General features: G+C 30.6%; 14 protein-coding genes and 1 riboswitch. Of the genes, 13 read left to right on the top strand and 1 reads right to left on the bottom strand.

All coding sequences use genetic code 11. The features are described from left to right. Nucleotides 1-68 precede the first annotated feature (68 nt). A riboswitch (SAM-I-IV-variant riboswitch) is annotated at nt 69-163 on the top strand. A gap of 49 nt (nt 164-212) precedes the next feature. After that, nucleotides 213-452 (top strand): hypothetical protein, encoded by a 240-nt coding sequence (locus B4G36_RS13190; RefSeq protein WP_038330370.1) that lies wholly within the window; start codon nt 213-215, stop codon nt 450-452. Nucleotides 453-497: 45 nt separating this feature from the next. On the opposite strand, the gene B4G36_RS13195 is transcribed toward B4G36_RS13190, so the two are convergent. After that, complete coding sequence (locus B4G36_RS13195; protein ID WP_286495927.1) at nt 498-905, bottom strand: hypothetical protein; 408 nt, start codon at nt 903-905, stop codon at nt 498-500. Between the two features lie 223 nt (nt 906-1128). Here B4G36_RS13195 and B4G36_RS13200 point away from each other — a divergent pair, with 223 nt between their 5' ends. From B4G36_RS13200 to B4G36_RS13255, 12 genes are all read left to right on the top strand, one after another. Beyond that, nucleotides 1129-2739: a type I restriction-modification system subunit M gene (locus B4G36_RS13200; RefSeq protein ID WP_291064291.1), complete on the top strand. Its 1611-nt coding sequence runs from the start codon at nt 1129-1131 to the stop codon at nt 2737-2739. Further along, the gene (locus B4G36_RS13205) at nt 2729-4342 is read left to right on the top strand and encodes a restriction endonuclease subunit S (RefSeq protein WP_291064292.1); all 1614 of its coding nucleotides are present in this window, start codon (nt 2729-2731) and stop codon (nt 4340-4342) included. Before B4G36_RS13200 ends, B4G36_RS13205 begins: the two co-directional genes overlap by 11 nt. 33 nt (nt 4343-4375) lie before the next feature. Further along, nucleotides 4376-4717, top strand: coding sequence for a DUF3024 domain-containing protein (locus tag B4G36_RS13210; protein WP_291064293.1), 342 nt, complete (start codon nt 4376-4378; stop codon nt 4715-4717). Between the two features lie 102 nt (nt 4718-4819). Beyond that, on the top strand, nt 4820-5962 hold the full coding sequence (locus B4G36_RS13215; RefSeq protein WP_291064294.1) for a PD-(D/E)XK nuclease family protein: 1143 nt from the start codon (nt 4820-4822) through the stop codon (nt 5960-5962). Between the two features lie 33 nt (nt 5963-5995). After that, a complete protein-coding gene (locus B4G36_RS13220) occupies nt 5996-6460 on the top strand; it encodes a DUF6998 domain-containing protein (protein WP_291064295.1) in 465 nt (154 codons plus the stop codon). Nucleotides 6461-6543: 83 nt separating this feature from the next. Then, nucleotides 6544-7284 carry an abortive infection family protein gene (locus B4G36_RS13225; RefSeq protein ID WP_291064296.1) on the top strand — a complete coding sequence of 247 codons (741 nt, stop codon included), beginning with the start codon at nt 6544-6546 and terminating at the stop codon, nt 7282-7284. 100 nt (nt 7285-7384) lie between these two features. Continuing rightward, nucleotides 7385-10495 (top strand): SIR2 family protein, encoded by a 3111-nt coding sequence (locus B4G36_RS13230; protein ID WP_291064297.1) that lies wholly within the window; start codon nt 7385-7387, stop codon nt 10493-10495. Between the two features lie 93 nt (nt 10496-10588). Further along, a complete protein-coding gene (locus B4G36_RS13235; RefSeq protein ID WP_291064298.1) occupies nt 10589-11203 on the top strand; it encodes a DUF6088 family protein in 615 nt (204 codons plus the stop codon). After that, a complete protein-coding gene (locus B4G36_RS13240) occupies nt 11193-12191 on the top strand; it encodes a nucleotidyl transferase AbiEii/AbiGii toxin family protein (RefSeq protein WP_291064299.1) in 999 nt (332 codons plus the stop codon). The genes B4G36_RS13235 and B4G36_RS13240 overlap by 11 nt, the downstream gene beginning before the upstream one ends. A 29-nt stretch (nt 12192-12220) precedes the next feature. Then, nucleotides 12221-15358 carry a type I restriction endonuclease subunit R gene (locus tag B4G36_RS13245; protein WP_291064300.1) on the top strand — a complete coding sequence of 1046 codons (3138 nt, stop codon included), beginning with the start codon at nt 12221-12223 and terminating at the stop codon, nt 15356-15358. Then, complete coding sequence (locus B4G36_RS13250; RefSeq protein ID WP_291064301.1) at nt 15358-17589, top strand: AAA family ATPase; 2232 nt, start codon at nt 15358-15360, stop codon at nt 17587-17589. Before B4G36_RS13245 ends, B4G36_RS13250 begins: the two co-directional genes overlap by 1 nt. Before the next feature lie 4 nt (nt 17590-17593). After that, a partial coding sequence (locus B4G36_RS13255) for an McrC family protein (RefSeq protein ID WP_291064302.1) occupies nt 17594-18568 on the top strand: 975 nt, incomplete at its 3' end.

An 18568-nucleotide genomic window follows, 5' to 3' on the forward strand; every position in this document is an offset into this window, starting at 1 on the left:
TTGGTGAGGCATAAGAGGAATTAAATTAATTTTGAATATTAAATCATAATTAATACTTTTATAAAAGATTCAATCATCAAGAGTACATTAAGTACACCAACCGAGTTTAACAAACCACGGTGGTAAAGCGATGAGGGCTGTTCAGTCAAAAAATTGTCACTCTCTAAATTCTTAATGATTGATACTGTTTAATAAATTAAAGTATCAAAACAATGGAAAATTTAACTGAAAAATTTGAAAAAAACTTGATTTCACTTTCAGATCAAGAAGTAATTAACTCCTTCAATAAAGAGGTGGGTAATACTGGATGGGTAGCTGCACGAGCTCACTTTCTAAAAGCACTAACTAATCAATTCGAATCAAGAGAAATTGACTATTCAATCATTAAAAATGAAAATACAATTTCTTTCGCGAAAAAGGTTTTACTAAAGGAAAAAAAATTACACTATTAAAAAACATGAGCCGATTAGCATAAATAATCGGCTCATTTTATAAATTTATAACAATTCGTAAAGCTTTACCTCTCCTCCATTTTTTTCTTCGTAACTATTCGCCCAAGTAAAATAATCATATTCAATTTCTGACCAACTATTAGCTTCATATTCGAACCCATAGTTTAGGTTTACTTGATTCAATTCAATCGAAACGTGTAACCGATCTTTGTCTTCAAAATCAATTGATTTATCAAACAGCGTATTGTTATTTAGTTTTTTTAGTACAAGTTCAACCAAATTATTTGGATTATAATTTTTCAACATATCATCTAACATTATTTCGCCGACAATTACAAGGTCTAACGCTTCATTGAAACGATACAAAACCCAGTAATTTTTTAATGATTGAACTTGATCGATTTCAAAATCAGAACAGGTACAAAACGTGACATCAGAATAAACTTGACACATCAATTTAAGTTTTGATAAATATACTTTTTTATTTCAAAAGCTTCTATCCTATTCTACCTTTTTATTCGTTGTTTATTATCATAGCGTCTTATTTTGTCGCTATACTTCATTATATTTGAAAAACATTAACAAATATGGTTTACCGTAAATAATTATCCGTTATTATGACTTTATTTGCAGTTATTGTATTTGTATATTTACAAAAAAGAATTGATAAGCATTTATGGCTAAAAAAGTACAAACAAAAAGTACAGAAGAAATCCTTTGGGATGCAGCAAATAAATTACGTGGTTCGATAGAACCGTCAGAATATAAACATGTGGTATTGAGTTTAATCTTCTTGAAATTCGCAAGTGATAAATTCATTAAACGCAGGTCAGCATTGATTGTAGAAGGTAAAGAAGCTTTCTTAGAAATACCAGAATTTTATCAGGCAGAAAATGTATTCTATTTACCTGAGGAATCGCGTTGGGAGTACATTATCGAAAACGCCAAACAAGAAGACATTACCCTAAAAGTAGATACCGCACTTAAAACCATAGAACGGACGAACAAATCCTTAGAAGGTGCGTTACCCGATAACTATTTCTCTCGATTGGGATTAGATCAATCTAAATTTTCCGCTTTATTGGATACCATCAACAACATCGATACCCTTCGTGATGAAGCCCAAGATATTGTGGGGCGTGTGTACGAATATTTCTTGAGCAAGTTTGCGATTGCCGAAGGAAAAGGAAAAGGTGAATTCTATACCCCGAAGTCGATTGTAAACTTAATAGCCGAAATGATTGAACCCTACAAAGGTAAAATCTATGACCCTTCTTGTGGTTCGGGTGGTATGTTTGTACAGTCGTTGAAGTTTATTGAGAAACACCAAGGAAACAAAAAAGACATTTCCATTTACGGACAAGAGTTAACGAATACCACGTTTAAACTCGCTAAAATGAACTTAGCCATTCGTGGAATTTCTGCCAATTTAGGTAACAAAGCCGCCGATACATTTGGTGACGATCAGCACAAAGAACTGAAAGCCGATTACATCATGGCGAATCCGCCGTTCAACTTAAAAGATTGGCGCGCTGAAAACGAATTAACGGACGATCCACGTTGGACGGGTTACGAAGTTCCTCCAAAATCTAATGCCAATTATGCGTGGATTTTGAATATGATTTCTAAACTTTCGCAAAACGGTGTGGCTGGTTTTATCTTAGCCAATGGCGCTCTTTCGGGTGGTGGTGAAGAATACAAAATCCGTAAACAAATTATAGAAAACGACTTGGTAGAAGCGATTGTTATTCTACCACAATCTATGTTTTACTCTACAGATATTTCGGTAACGCTTTGGATTTTGAACCGCAATAAAACAGAACGCACTGTTGAAGTTAACGATGGCGTAAAAAACTATCGCAATCGTGAAGGTGAAGTGTTGTTTATGGATTTACGACAAAAGGGTGAACCGTTTGAAAAGAAATTCATTCAGTTTGCTGAACAAGATATTGAGCAGATTGCAGCAACCTATCATAATTGGCAGACATATAAAAGCGAAAGTAAGGGAAATAAAAATAAGGGCGAATGTAAGGGCGAATTGCAATTCGCCCCAACTTACGCAAACGTTCCCGAATATTGTTACGCTGCAACCTTAGAAGAGATTCGTAAAAAAGATTATTCGTTAGTGCCAAGCAAATACATAGCGTTTGTAAACCGTGACGAAAATATCGACTACGATACCCAAATGCAAACCTTGCAAACAGAATTGAAAGACTTGTTTCAGCAAGAAGAAGCTTTGAAACAAGAGGTAGCTAACGTATTTAAATCGTTGGGTTATGAATTATAAAAAGTTAGGAGATATTGTCAAATTTGTTTCCAATAAAAATGTAGATGGTATTGCAACTATTCTCTACGGAATTAATATTGATAAATTCTTTATGCCTTCCGTAGCAAATACGATTGGTGTTGATTTGAAAAAATATAAAGTTGTTGTAAAAAATCAATTTGCATGTAATAGAATGCACGTTGGTAGAGATAAACGATTACCTATATCAATGTCTACTTTTGATTATCCATTTATTGTTTCTCCAGCTTATGATGTATTTGAAGTAATAGATGCAACTGTACTTCCGGAATATTTAATGCTTTGGTTTAGAAGAAGTGAGCTTGATAGGCAATGTTGGTTTTATACAGATGCAGATGTACGTGGAGGATTAAGTTTAGATGCCTTGAAATCAATTGAAATTGAGATTCCATCCATCGAAAAACAACGCGAGATTGTTGCCCAATACCAAGCGGTAGCAAACAAAATAATAGTCAACGAACAAATCTGCGAAAAGTTAGAAGCTACAGCACAAACCTTATACAAGCAATGGTTTGTTGATTTTGAATTTCCCTGCCTTCCTTCGAGCTATCGTCCTCACGGGCAGGTAAACCAAAATCTGCCAATCGATGAATATATTACTAAGATAGGAAGTGTTTGTACATATAGTAGGGTCGGTGGTTTACCCGTTTCAGATGGCAAAACTTGGTTTGTATATCTTATCTTATGTGAGAACGATTCTGTTTATAAAGGAATGACGAATGATTTATACCGTAGGTTTTACGAACACTATATGGGAGAAGGTGCTGAATGGACAAAACTTAATAAACCTTTAAAAGTTATTCATTGGGAAAGTTTTGCAACAAAGGAAGAAGCTGCAAAAAGAGAAAAAGATTTAAAAACAGGCTATGGTAGAACTTGGATAAGCAGGCAAATTGAAAAAGCAGGCGGAATTACTCAACTAAAAACCAGTTTACCTGCCCCGCAAACGGAGTTAAGGACGGCAGGGAAAATGGTGTACAACCAAGAATTAGAAAAGGAAATTCCTGAAGGTTGGGAGGTGAAAGAATTAGGGAACTTTATTCAAAGTTTCTCTAAGTCTCATGATTTTAAGAAGAAACAATTAATCTTTTTTAATACATCAGATATATTAAATGGTGAATTTTTACATTCTGAATATATGAATGTGGATGAAATGCCAGGTCAGGCTAAAAAATCTATCAAAAAGGATGACATATTGTATAGTGAAATCAGACCGAACAATAGAAGATTTGCATTGGTAAGAAATGATGCAGATGATTATGTGGTTTCTACTAAATTAATGGTATTAAGAAGATTAAATAATGAATTGGGATTATATAGAATATATTATTATTTAATATCTGATGAGACGATTAAAGATTTTCAAGATTCTGCAGAAGGAAGATCAGGTACATTTCCACAGATTACATTTGATGAAGATTTAAAATTCAGAAAAATTATATTTGGTTCAAAAGAGATTGAGGATAAAATGGAAAATATATTTAAAAATTGTTTTTATCAAGTTTACAATTTAAAAGACCAAAATAAACAACTCACTCAACTTCAATCGCTGTTGTTAAGTCGCTTAGCAACGTTGGAGGGGTAAAGAAAAATTAAACTACTATAAGAATCAACACAAATGGGAAAAGAAATTAGTATTAGCGAAGCATATATTAAACAATTTGTAGAAAGCTTACGACCAGAAGATCACGAGATACGCAAACAATTAGATTTTGGGTATTCTTGGGAAAAGAATACTGCTATTTTATATACGATTCGTCCATTTTGGAATAATCCGAATGAGTTAATTCAGTCCGATTTTGCAAAAATACGATTTACGAAAACCACGAATTCTTGGTCCTTGTATTGGATGCGAGCTTCAGGTAAATGGGAGTTGTACGATCCACACCCAATTGCTGATAATTTACAAGATTTATTAGCGATTATAAAAGAAGATCAGTTCCATTGCTTCTTTGGGTAAAAAATACAAAACACTCCCAACTACAATCGTTGTTGTTAAGTCGTTTGGCAACGTTGGAGGGGTAAACTATAACTAAACTACTATAAAAAAATAACTTAAAATATGAGTCATATTGACAACCTATTAAACGAGGTAAAATGGTTTAATAAACACAAAGAGTTAAAAACTTCTGCCAATGGGGAAGATTTTAATATGTTTAGAATTTGTGGAGTGGATCATTACGAAAATACACATTCAGCCATTTTAGCTGAGATACTTAACCCTAATGGAACACATAACTTTGGAGCTAAATTTCTAGAATCCTTTATTAAAACACTTAAAAGAAGTGATTTAATCGAAGATAGTTTCGATTTTATAATCCAAAATGTAACTGTGGTCACAGAAAACGCTTCTGTCTTTGGACGTTTAGATATATTAATTCGTAACTCATGTAGCCAAGCTATATTGTTAGAAAATAAAATTTATGCAGGCGATCAACATGATCAGTTATTGCGTTATCAAAATTTTGGAAAACGAGAATTTGGCGATCAATTTAAATTACTTTATTTAACTCTACAAGGGAACGAATCAAGCAATGCTGATAAAGAAGTTGTAGACTATATACAAGTTTCATATAGCGAAATTATTTTAGCTTGGTTAGAGCGTTGTATTGAAATTTCGGCTCGTTCACCTATCGTTAGAGAAACACTTATCCAATATACTAATCATATCAAATCGTTAACAAACAACTCAACTGCTAATACTATGTCGCAAGAATTAATAGATAAACTATCTACGTTAGAAAATTTAGAAGCTGCTTATACCATTGCAGATAATCTAAGTAAAGTAAGAAACAATATTATTAATACTGTTCTTTTACCTCAGATGCAGGAGATAGCAGAAGAACTTAATCTTGTATTTAATAGCACCGAAGGGGATTATGTAAATACATCTTGGGCTGGATTTTGGTTTACAATACCTCAATACAAAAACTATAATTTATTTATGGAATTTGGTAAAAAAGGTCTAAATAACTTAATCATAGGATTTGTACCCAAAAGTGAGAATAGCGAAACATCTTCATTTATTAAAATAAAAGATATTGTTGGTGGAGGTAATAACCGTTGTGCATTTCAAAAATTCCCAATTCATCCAAATTGGCATTCCTACGCTATGAAAGCAATTTTAAATGGTGAAATGAAATCAATCATTAAAGACAAAATCCAAAATTTATTAGAGATAACAAAAGAAATTGAAGAAATATAATTAACACGAAAAGAATTAACGACTAAAACTTAAATGAAAAAGGAAATAGATCAATTATTTACAGTAATAAAACAACTGCAAGAAAATTTTAAGCATCATAATAAGAAGTTTACTTTAGATGGTAAACTAGTAGGTGATATTGGCGAAGTTTTAGTTGCTGAATATTATGGTATAACATTATTTAGTGATAATGTACCAATTTATGATGGTTATGTAACAAAAGACGATACTAAAAGAGTCCAAATCAAAGCTTCTTTTAATAATTATTTCTATTTTACAAAAGACTTATCTAAGATACCAGACTATTATATTGCAATCAATATCAGTAAAGATGGAACTTTCGAAGAGATTTATAATGGTAGAGGATATTTGATATATGAAAAACTTCTAAAACATTTACCTACAGAAAGAAAATATCCTTATCGTTTATCAATTAATGGATTAAATATTTTAAATAAATCTCCAGAAAATATCGATAAAATTACTAGAATAAAATAACCAAAAACTCGCTCAACTTCAATCGTTGTTGTTAAGTCGCTTAGCAACATTGGAGGGGTGAAATACTATAAACGCAATTATTTATGGATCAAGAATTACAGCTCATAAAAAAACTGAATGAACTTCAATTAGTCGAATATTTTCAGGATGGAATCGTAGCTCATGCAACAGGTGGAGACTTTAATAATCAATTATATATTGAGATTAGAAGAAGATTACTTGAAAATAAATCAATTGAAAAATTCTTACCTGAATGGATAGTATCTAAGAGAACAATTGATCAATTTTGGACATTCATAAAAGGAAGATTTAGTACATATCAAGAGCGAAGAGAATTTTTGTGGAATGAATTCTCTCCATTACTTAATTATTTGGAAAAGAAAACTATTTCTCCTTTGGAAGAAATTATTGTGTTTGATGAAGCACATATACATAATCAGTGGCAAAAAGCACTTGACAGGAAGCAAACTGAACCTGAAGGTGCAATCACATTAGCAAGAACATTAATTGAAAGTATTCTAAAACATATTTTAGATGAACAAAATATTGAATACAATGATGGAGCGGATCTTCCCGAATTATATAAAGAAGTAGCAAAGTCTTTAAATCTAGCTCCTGAAAATCATCAAGAACAAATATTTAAACAAATTTTGGGAGGGTCAAGTAGTATTGTCAGCGGATTAGGAGCTTTAAGAAATAAACTTGGAGATGCTCATGGAAAAAGTAAAAAAAGTATTAAACCATCTGAAAGACATAGTGAACTAGCGGTAAATTTAGCTGGTACAATGGCTATTTTTTTATTTAAAACTTTTAAAAATAAATAACCAAAAACTCACTCAACTGCAATCGTTGTTACTAAGTCGCTTGGCAACGTTGGAGAGGTAAACTAACTAATATTCAAAATTAACTACTAGAAAAAAACTTATGGAATTAGATTTTGATAAATTCAAAAGATCCTTGATTATCTCTAAAAATGATAAATATGCATTTTTATTAGGTGCTGGATGTTCTATATCATCTGGAATACAATCTGCTTCTGATTGTATTTGGGAATGGAAAAAAATGATTTACGAGACTAATAATAACATTTCAGATGAATCTTTAGAAAATTTTAAAAATAAAAAAAATCAAAACATAATCCAGAATTGGTTAGATAATCAAGGAAGATTTCCGACCAAAGATTCAGATATAGAATATTCATTTTACGCTAATGAATGTTTTCCAATTGATGATGATAGAAGAAAGTATTTTCAAAAAATTTGTTCAAATGCTCAACCATCTATAGGTTATAAAGGAACAGCATTATTAGCAAAATTTGGATTTTTAGATAGTGTTTGGACAACTAATTTCGATGATTTAATACGAGATGCTTGTATATCACAGAGATTTCAATCTATAGATATTTCTTTAGATAATACTTCAAGAATAAATAGTCGTGCTCAAAATATTTCCGAATTACCTATTATAAAATTACACGGAGATTTTAAATATGGTGATTTAAAAAACACAGAAGAAGAACTTAAAAAGCAAGATGAAGTTTTTCGTGAAAAAATGATTGAATATTTAGCAGATAAACATTTAATTGTTTTAGGGTATAGTGGTAGAGATCATTCATTAATGAATACATTAAAAGATGTTTATTCAAAAGATGGTGGTGGTAGACTATATTGGTGTGGTTATCATGAAAATAAAAGTAAAACTGTTACTGAATTAATAAACCATGCAAATAAGACTAGAAATAAAGCTTTTTACATAGCTACAGAGGGTTTTGATATTGCAATACGTCAAATTAGCCAATTAATTTTAGCATCTAATAAAGAATTAGATGAAGAATTTAAATCTATTGTAAAAAATAGTAGTAAAAATATTGAGTCAACTCCATTTAATCTAGTACAAAGAAAATCTAGTACAGTTTTAAAAAGTAATTGTTTTCCAATTCAATTTCCAAAAGAAGTTTATGTTTTTGAGCATAAAATTTCTGGAAAAACATGGGATTATTTAAATGAAAATATTTTGTCAAATAAAAATATTACAGCAGTTCCAATAGGCAATCAAATTTGGACATTAGGTACTGCTGATAGTATTCATAATGCTTTTGAAAATTTGATAAATGGTAAGTTAGGTCGAAAACCAATTACGGAAATATCAAATACATCTAATAATCTGATATACTTGTTTCTTTCATCTTTATGTAAATATTATTCTTCTAGTAGTAATTTAAATACTGATTTCAAAAGAAAATTATGGGATGCTAATGATTGGAAAACTATTAAAGGACAAAAGGTATATAGTGCTATTCGCTTAGACATTGAAATAATCAATAAACAGTATTATTTGACATTAAATCCTGATTTTTATGTAGAATCTAAAAATGATTTACATGGAATAGGATTAGAATATTTTCATCAAATATGGAATAATAAATTTAATGACTATGTAGATAAATGGAGAAAAAGATTATTTATCAATACATCAGAATTTGATTATCCAATAAGTTCTAATTCGGGTTTTAGTTTCAAGGTAACAAAGAATCCAATATTTACTATAATTGATGATTTAACAAAATCTCGTGATGAATCACATAATGTACCTGCAAATTTGATAAGTTATAAAGGTGTAAAATTTAAAGAACCAAACTTGATATTTAGTTCCGTAAATGGAGGTAAAAGAAGTTTCGAACCACATCCAATGAAAGGGTTAGTTCAATATAATCCATTTGAAACAGGTGTTAATCATTTTTTAAAAAAAGAAATAAAACTTTCAGTATTATGTATTGATGAATATAGTAATCAATTGTTTAATTTTCTTAATAAATTGAATAAAAAAATATCAACCACCAATCCAAAGGAAAATTATGTAATTAATTACGAAGGGTTTGAAGACACTTATAAAGTCAAATTAAAAATACCTGAAATCGAATCTGAGGATTGGAAAAAAATTAATACGATTAATTTACAAAATGATTCGAGAGCTATTTCACATTCTATAAAAGAGACTATTTGTTCAGAAATTCTTAAAATAAGTGCATCAGGTAGTCAAAAGATTATTGTCATTTTTATTCCTAATAAATGGTTACCCTACACATCTTATTCTAACAATATAGAATCATTTGATTTACATGATTATATAAAAGCTTTTTGTGCAGAAAAAGGTTTAACATCTCAATTTATTACAGAAAGAACAATATTAGATTATAAACAAGAATGTCAAGTAATTTGGTGGCTTTCTTTATCATTTTACGTAAAATCTTTCCGTACACCCTGGTTAGTTGAAAATTCAACAAATGAAACAGCATTCGCAGGAATTGGATATAGTATTGATAAACAAAATAAAAATCATATTGTACTAGGATGCAGTCATTTATACACTTCAAATGGTGAAGGATTAAAATATAAATTATCTAAATTAAGTAATGATAAAATTCAATGGAGAGACAAAAAACCTCATTTGTCTTACGATGATGCATATGATTTTGGAAGATCAATTATTAATTTATTTTATGAATCAATGAACGAAATACCAAAGCGTGTCGTGATACATAAAAGAACTTTTTTTACTCAAGAGGAAAAAGATGGAATATGTGATAGTTTATTAGAAAATGCTAATGTCGAAAATGTTGATTTAATTGAAATTAATTTTGAAGAGGATATAAAATATGTTTCTAGCAAAATTATAAATGGAGAAGCTAAAATAGATGGTTTTTCAGTGGCTAGAGGCACTTGTATTCAATTATCATATAACTCAGCATTACTATGGACACATGGAATAATTCCAGCAGTTCAAAACCATAATTTTAATTTTTATCCTGGAGGAAGGTATATACCTAAACCATTAAAGATAATTAGACATTATGGTAATAGTTCTTTAGAACAAATTTCAAATGAAATATTAGGACTTTCAAAAATGAATTGGAATTCCCTAAATATGTATTCTCAATTGCCCGCAACAATATTTTCATCTAATGAAATAGCTAGAATTGGTAAACTAGTAAATAATATAGGAACTTCAGAATATGATTATAGATTTTTTATTTAATTTATAAAAAAATCATTACTCAGTAATTTAAACAAACGTGATTTTGTAACAAATTTTTACTAAATTTGTTACAAAATAAAAAGATAACACCAAGTGAAATCCTCTAAAAATCAAATAGAAACAAAGATTTTAAAATCATCATTAGGCGAAATATTTTTCGCTGAAGATTTCTATGCGTATGGTTCAGCTGGTAATATCCGTTTAACACTTTTTCGTTTGGTCAATGAAGGCGTATTAGAACGTTTGGCTCAAGGCATTTATCTAAAACCCAAAAGAGATGCGTTGTTAGGTATCCTCTATCCTACTACGGAAGAAATAGCCAAGCAAATAGCACAACGTGACAAAGCACGTATTGCCCCAACAGGTGTATTCGCTTTGTATTTGTTGGGGCTAACCACACAAGTTCCTCTAAAAGCGGTGTATTTGTCCGATGGTTCACAACGAGAAATTAAAATAGGAAACCGTACCATTCAATTCAAAAAAACGGTTCCTAAAAGTTTTGCCATAAAAGATGAATTGCTGCATTTGATTGTACAAGCGTTTAAAGAGGTGGGCCAAAACAACGTAACCGAAGAATTTATAGAAAAAATAAAGCCTTCTGTAGTGCAGCTCGACTCCCAAGTGGTCCAAAAGCAGGTAAAATATGCACCGGTTTGGATACAGAAACACATCAATAACCTTTATACAACTTCTCAAAATGTGGATTAACCTATCAACAGAACAAAAGATACAAGTTTTAGAACAAACAGGTATAGCCAAAGGTTTGCCTGCATTTGTTGTAGAAAAGGATTGGTGGGTGTGTATTTTATTGAAAGCTATTTTTCAATCGTACTATGCAAATTCCATTATTTATAAAGGTGGTACTTCTTTAAGTAAAGCCTATCATATCATTGATCGATTTTCAGAAGATATTGATTTAATTATAGATCGGCATTTGTTAGGTTTTGACGACTTGGATTCAGGAACAAAAATCAAGAAACTAAGAAAAGCATCGGGTTCATTTATTATCAATGAGTTTAGAGAAGAATTGATGCATCAATTGGATCAATTGGGCATTCATCGTGACCAATATGTAATACGATATAATGATAAAGTTGACGATACCAGCGACCCGAATACATTGGAAGTGTATTATCAATCTGTAGTTCCAATGACCAATCCTTATATCCAACAAAGAGTCTTATTAGAAATGGGAGCAAGATCATTAACAGAACCAGCAGAAACAAAAACCATTCTTTCGTTTATTGATGAAAATTACAAAGCGTTACCCTTTACATCGGAAGGATTTGATGTACAAGTGGTTGTACCAACACGAACATTTATAGAGAAGGTTTTATTATTACATGAAGAATTTTCAAAACCGATAGATAAAATTAGAACCGACAGATTAACGCGTCATTTGTACGATTTAGATAAAATGATGATTGCAGGATTTGGAGAACAAGCTCTTGCTGATAATGAGTTGTTTGAAACCATAGTGGAGCATCGTAAAAAGGTAACTCCTTTACGAGGTGTCGATTACTCCAATCACGAAAAAGGAAAATTGAGTATTCTACCACCAGATGAAATAATTGCTCAATGGGAAGAGGATTATAAAATCATGCAACAAAATATGATTGTTGGAGAAAGTTTATCTTGGACAGATTTGATTAAACAAATGAAAACAATTGAAGATTTAATGAATCAATCTCATTAATCCAAATACCAAAAACTACTATAAAATACATGAAATACACTGAATCACAATTAGAACAAGCATTTATAAGCCTTTTGGAAACAGAAGGCTATCACTATATAAACGGAAAAGAATTAACAAGAACTTCCAATCAAGAAGTTTTACTCAAAGAAGATTTACATGCTTTTCTTTTCAACAGCTATCCTGACTTAGAAGAAATAGAAATTGAAAGTTTAATCAATGAGTTGGCTTTTCAGTCTACTTCTACCCTATACGAATCTAATAAGACAATTTGTAAGCTTTTGGCAGATGGTTTGATTTTTAAACGCAACGATCCATCAAAAAAAGATTTACATATTCGTTATATTGATGTAGAAAATATCCAAAATAATACCTTCAAGATTGTTAATCAATTAGAAATTCAAGGAAGCGAATTACGTATTCCTGATTTGATTTTATACATCAATGGAATTCCAGTCGTGGTTTTTGAATTTAAAACAGCCATTGAAGAAGAAATTACCATTCACGATGCGTATAAACAGCTTACAACTCGTTATCGTCGTGATATTCCAGAGCTTTTAAAATACAATGTATTTACTGTAATCAGTGATGGGGTGAATAACAAAGCAGGAACGGTATTCTCTCCATACGAGTTTTATTACGGATGGAATAAAATTACAGGTGACGAGAAGAAAGCCTTAACAGGTATAGAAACCACAACTTCTATTGTACATGGAATGTTGAATCAATCAAGATTGGTCGATATTATTCATCATTTTGTTTTGTTTCCTGATTCTTCTAAACACGAGTTAAAAGTCTTAAGTCGTTATCCACAATATTATGCTGCCAATAAATTGTATCAAAACATCAAAGCACATCGTAAACCTGAAGGCGATGGAAAAGGTGGAACATACTTTGGGGCGACGGGTTGTGGAAAGAGTTATACGATGCTGTATTTAACGCGTTTATTGATGCGTTCAACTGATTTTGCAAGTCCTACGATTATTATCATTTCAGACCGTACCGATTTAGACGATCAGTTATCGAAGGATTTTACCAATGCCAAGAAATTCATTGGAGATGAAAATATCATCAATATCGAATCAAGAGCTGATTTACGAGTACGTTTAAGAGGCATCGAAAGTGGTGGTGTTTATTTAACGACGGTTCAGAAATTTGCTGAAGATGCTGAAATCTTATCCGATCGCACCAATATTATTTGTATTTCGGATGAAGCCCACCGCTCACAAGTGAATTTAGACTTAAAAGTAAAAATTGACGAGGAAAAAGGAGTGACAAAATCCTATGGTTTTGCTAAATATTTGCACGATTCTTTACCTAATGCAACCTATGTTGGATTTACAGGAACACCTATCGATAAAACGTTAGAAGTCTTTGGAGAGGTGGTGGATCAATATACGATGTTCGAATCGGTAAATGATGAAATTACGGTTCGTTTGGTTTATGAAGGAAGAGCGGCTAAAGTCAATTTGGATTATAATAAAGTTCAAGACATTGAAAATTATTACGAAAACGCAGTAGCTGAAGGCGCTTCTGAATATCATGTAGAAGCCAGCCAAAAAGCGATTGCTAAAATGGAAGTGGTTTTAGGTGATACGGATCGAATTAAAGCTATTGCACAAGATTTTATAGCTCATTATGAAAAACGTATCGATGAACGTGCTACTGTTGCAGGAAAAGCGATGTTTGTGTGTGCTTCGCGTACCATTGCTTATAAATTGTACCAAGAACTATTAGCCTTACGACCAGAATGGGGAGAATTGAATATTTCGGATGGATTAACTGAAAAGGAACAAAAAGATATCAAGCCAATTGAGCGTGTAAAAATGGTGATGACACGCAATAAAGATGATGAAAAAGAGCTTTGGGAACTTTTGGGTAATAAAGATGAACGAAAAGAATTAGACCGACAGTTTAAACAAATCAAATCTAACTTCAAAATTGCCATTGTAGTTGATATGTGGTTAACAGGATTTGATGTTCCCTTCTTAGATACCATTTATATTGATAAGCCTTTACAAACGCACAACTTAATTCAAACGATTTCTCGTGTTAATCGTAAATACGAAGGAAAAGATCGCGGATTAGTAGTTGATTACATAGGAATCAAAAAGAACTTGAATAAGGCTTTAGGGATGTTCAATAATCAAACTGCTGATGATGATTTTGAAGATTTAAAACAAGCTGAAATCATCGTTAGAGATCAAATGGATTTATTACGTCAATATTTCCATCAGTTTGATGCTACATTATACTACCAAGGAAATCCTGTTGAACGTTTAAACTGTTTAAATAAAGCTTCTGAATTGGTTTTACAGACCGAAGAATCAGAGAAATTCTTTGTGAATGTAACGAAGAAATTGAAATCTGCCTATAATTTAGTGAGCGGTTCTGAATTGTACACGCCTAAAGAAGTAGATGAAATTCATTTTTATTTTGCAGTGAAATCCATTGTCGTAAAATTAACCAAAGGCGATGCTCCCGATACTGAACAAATGAATGCTAAAGTGGCTAAATTGGTTGAGGAAGCGATCATTTCGGAAGGAGTTGAAGAAATCTTTAAACTGGATGATAATAAAGCCAATGCCATTGATTTGTTTAACGATAAATTCATTGAGAAAATCTCTAATCTTGAATTACCGAACACAAAGATTAAAATCTTAGAACGTTTACTAAAACAAACGATTACTGACTTTAAAAAAGTGAATAAAGTGAAAGGTCAAGACTTTGCTGATCGTTTAAAAAGCATTGTAGATCGTTACAACGAGCGTAGTGAAAAAGATATTTTAGATTATGATGGTATTCAAGCTGATACAGCAGAACAAATGCTAGATTTAATCATCAAATTACGCACTGAAATGGCTTCATTCGAAGATTTAGGAATCGATTATGAAGAAAAAGCGTTCTACGATATTTTGGATGTCATCTGTAAAAATTATGGGTTTGAATTCGATAAAGATAAAATGCTAGAACTAGCTCGTGAAATAAAAAAGATTGTAGACAACGCCTCTCAATATCCTGATTGGGCTGAACGTGATGATATTAAAGCTCAATTAAAAATGGATATCATCGTGAAGTTACATCAATACGGCTACCCTCCTATTACACAGGATGATGTGTATAAGAATGTATTGGAACAGGCAGAGAATTTTAAGAAGAATAGGTGATGGATATAGATATTAAAAAACGTATAGATTCTATAGCACATCCTGAAGCTATTAAAGTATTTTTTAATTTTATCAATAAGTTTATTAAAGACAATTCTATCTCTGAAGATGATGAAAGATTTGTATTAAATGTAAGAAATGATTACAGAAAGAGGTTTTCTGTTAATTTGAATAGTCGACTGATTCTTTATGTAAAAGATGGATATGAGTTTGGTTTTATGATAAATCAAGAAGACTGGAGTAATTTTAAAAATATTCCTTATCTAAAAAAAGAATCGTTTGAAAAACACGACCCTAATGCATTTCTTGTTTCATTTTCATTTGATAATGTAATTGATAATATAGATTTATTTACAAAATATTGGTTAAAATGCTGTAAAGAATATCTACCTAGCCAAGAAAAATCACAATACCGAAAATATAATATTAAAGAGTTATATAAAATTGCTATTGATGATGAATTATTAAATGAATATTTAACTATAGATATAAAAAATATGACATTAAAGTTTTGTCAAATTATTAATGAATTAAAAGTTTATTTATTAGGCGAAAATAATATTCTTAATAATTTTAAAATTTCTGAAGTAAAAAATAATTCTAGATGGGTATGGATAACAGATAATCAAAATGGAATTGGAGATACGGTTGCTCATTATGAAATAATATCAAGAAGAAACAAAATATATACTGAAATTCATTTTGAAGGTAATCAAGAATCAAAAGATAATTTTTATCAAAATATAAGTTCACTTGCCGAAAATATAGAATGGTTTACTTGGCAAAATTCAAAAAGTATTAGATTTAATAAAGTATTCTCTTTTGACGAAGAAAATTTAATTAAAAAACTTGCGGATTCTTTATTGTATTTAGAGGAAAATATTGGAGATAAAGTTAGAGAAATAATAAATACTATTCATTCACAATCAACTATAAATAAAAAACTGATGGAATTCCCTCTAAACCAAATCTTATACGGACCTCCTGGTACAGGAAAAACATATAGTTTAAAAAGAAGATTCTTTGATTTATTTACGGTAAAAGAAGACTCAATCTCTAGAGATCAATTTTTAAATGAATTGGTAAAACCATTAAGTTGGTGGCAAGTAATTACACTTGTTTTAATGGATATTAAAAATGCTAAAGTAACTGAAATTAATGATCATGAATTAATCAAAATAAAAGAATCACATTCATCTTCTAAAACCATTGTTCCTACCATTTGGGGACAATTGCAAGCTCATACAATCAATGATTGTCCGAATGTAAATGTTGAAAAAAGACAGAATCCACTATATTTTTCAAAAGATGAGAATTCAAATTGGACGATCAATTCGGAGCTAGTTAAAGAATTATATCCTGAAATTATTGAAGTATTTAATTCATTTAAAAATTTTAATCCTTCTCCAAATAAATTAATAAATAACTATGAGTTCGTTACTTTTCATCAATCTTTTACTTATGAAGATTTTATAGAAGGTATAAAACCTGATTTAGAAAATGAAGATAGTGAACTAAAATATAAAATTGAAGATGGTATATTTAAACGTGTTGCTGATAGAGCTAAACGTGATCCATTTAATAAGTATGCACTTTTCATCGATGAAATAAACAGAGGAAATGTATCACAGATTTTTGGTGAATTAATTACATTAATTGAAGAAGATAAACGATTAGGAAATGACGAAGCAATTGAAGTAACTCTACCTTATTCGAAAGAGAAATTTGGAGTTCCGTCTAACCTTTACATCATTGGTACGATGAACACAGCAGATCGTAGTGTTGAAGCACTAGATACTCCGCTTAGACGCCGTTTTGTATTTGAAGAAATGCCTCCAAAATATGGCTTAGAAGGTTTACAGCAAGATTTATTTGGATTTACAGCATCTCACCTATTAGAAACAATTAATAAAAGAATTGAAAAATTACTAGACAAAGATCATCAAATTGGTCATGCTTATTTTATCAATAAAAATGAAACAACGATTATCGATTCATTTTACAAAAATATAATTCCTCTTTTACAAGAATATTTCTTTGGTGATTATGGTAAAATTGGTTTGGTATTAGGAGCTGGATTTATTAAAAAAATGAAACAGGATTCAGTATTTGCTAATTTTGAGCATTTAGATTATTCTCAATTTGAGGAAAAAGAGTCTTACGAGATTATTAATCACAAAGGGAATCCTGAAAATTTTGGTGATGCTATTAAATTATTAATGAATCAATAGTATTTTGAATAAGCAGAATCATATCACAGTTTTTGAGCATGAAAAACGTTTTTTCAATCTAAAAGACGAAAAAGAAAAGCAAATTCATGAAGCTTTAGAACGCTATCACGGAAATTATACACCATTTTTTAAACTCTTAAGAAATGGTGTTCAATTCAATGAACATGTAGGTATAATTCAGATTGGTAAAACGACCATTGAAGTCTTACCTAAGACAGATAAAGGAGGAGAAGAAAAATGGCGTGATTTATTGATTGGAATGATCAAATCCGTTTGGGGATTTGATGTAAAATCAACAGGTTCGAGTTCTTTGAAGTTAAAATCAAATTCAATTTTAGAACTGTACTTTGAGTTATTTGTTTCAGAAATCGAATACTTACTTCATAGAGGTTTGATTAAAAGATACCGTAAAAATGAAGGAAATCAAACGTCTTTAAAAGGTGCTTTAAAGTTTTCAAAACATATTGCTCATAATTTGGTTCATAAAGAACGATTTTATGTAAAATATACGCAATATTCTAATGAACATTCTATTCATGAAATCTTATTCAAAACGATAAAACTTTTAGCACATATAAATTCAAACTCTCTTATAAAAGGAAGAATTGGTGCATTGACTTTAAACTTTCCTGAAATGAAAGAGATTAAAGTAAATGAGTCTACATTCAAAAATATAGTTTTTGATCGAAAAAATCAGCATTATCAAACTGCATTAGAAATTTCTAAATTATTATTGTTGAATTATCATCCTGATATTTCCAAAGGTCGAAATGATGTATTGGCTTTAATGTTTGATATGAATAGTTTATGGGAGCAGTTTATTTTAGTGACGCTGAAAAGAAAATTAAAAACACATCTTGTTTCAGCTCAAGTAACTAAAAGTTTTTGGAAACCTATTTCGGGATATTCATCTAAAATACGACCTGATATCATTCTAAAATGTAAAGAATCTCAAGAGAATTACGTCTTAGATACGAAA

Source organism: Empedobacter sp. UBA3239, from assembly GCF_002362875.1.
GTDB lineage: Bacteria > Bacteroidota > Bacteroidia > Flavobacteriales > Weeksellaceae > Empedobacter > Empedobacter falsenii_B.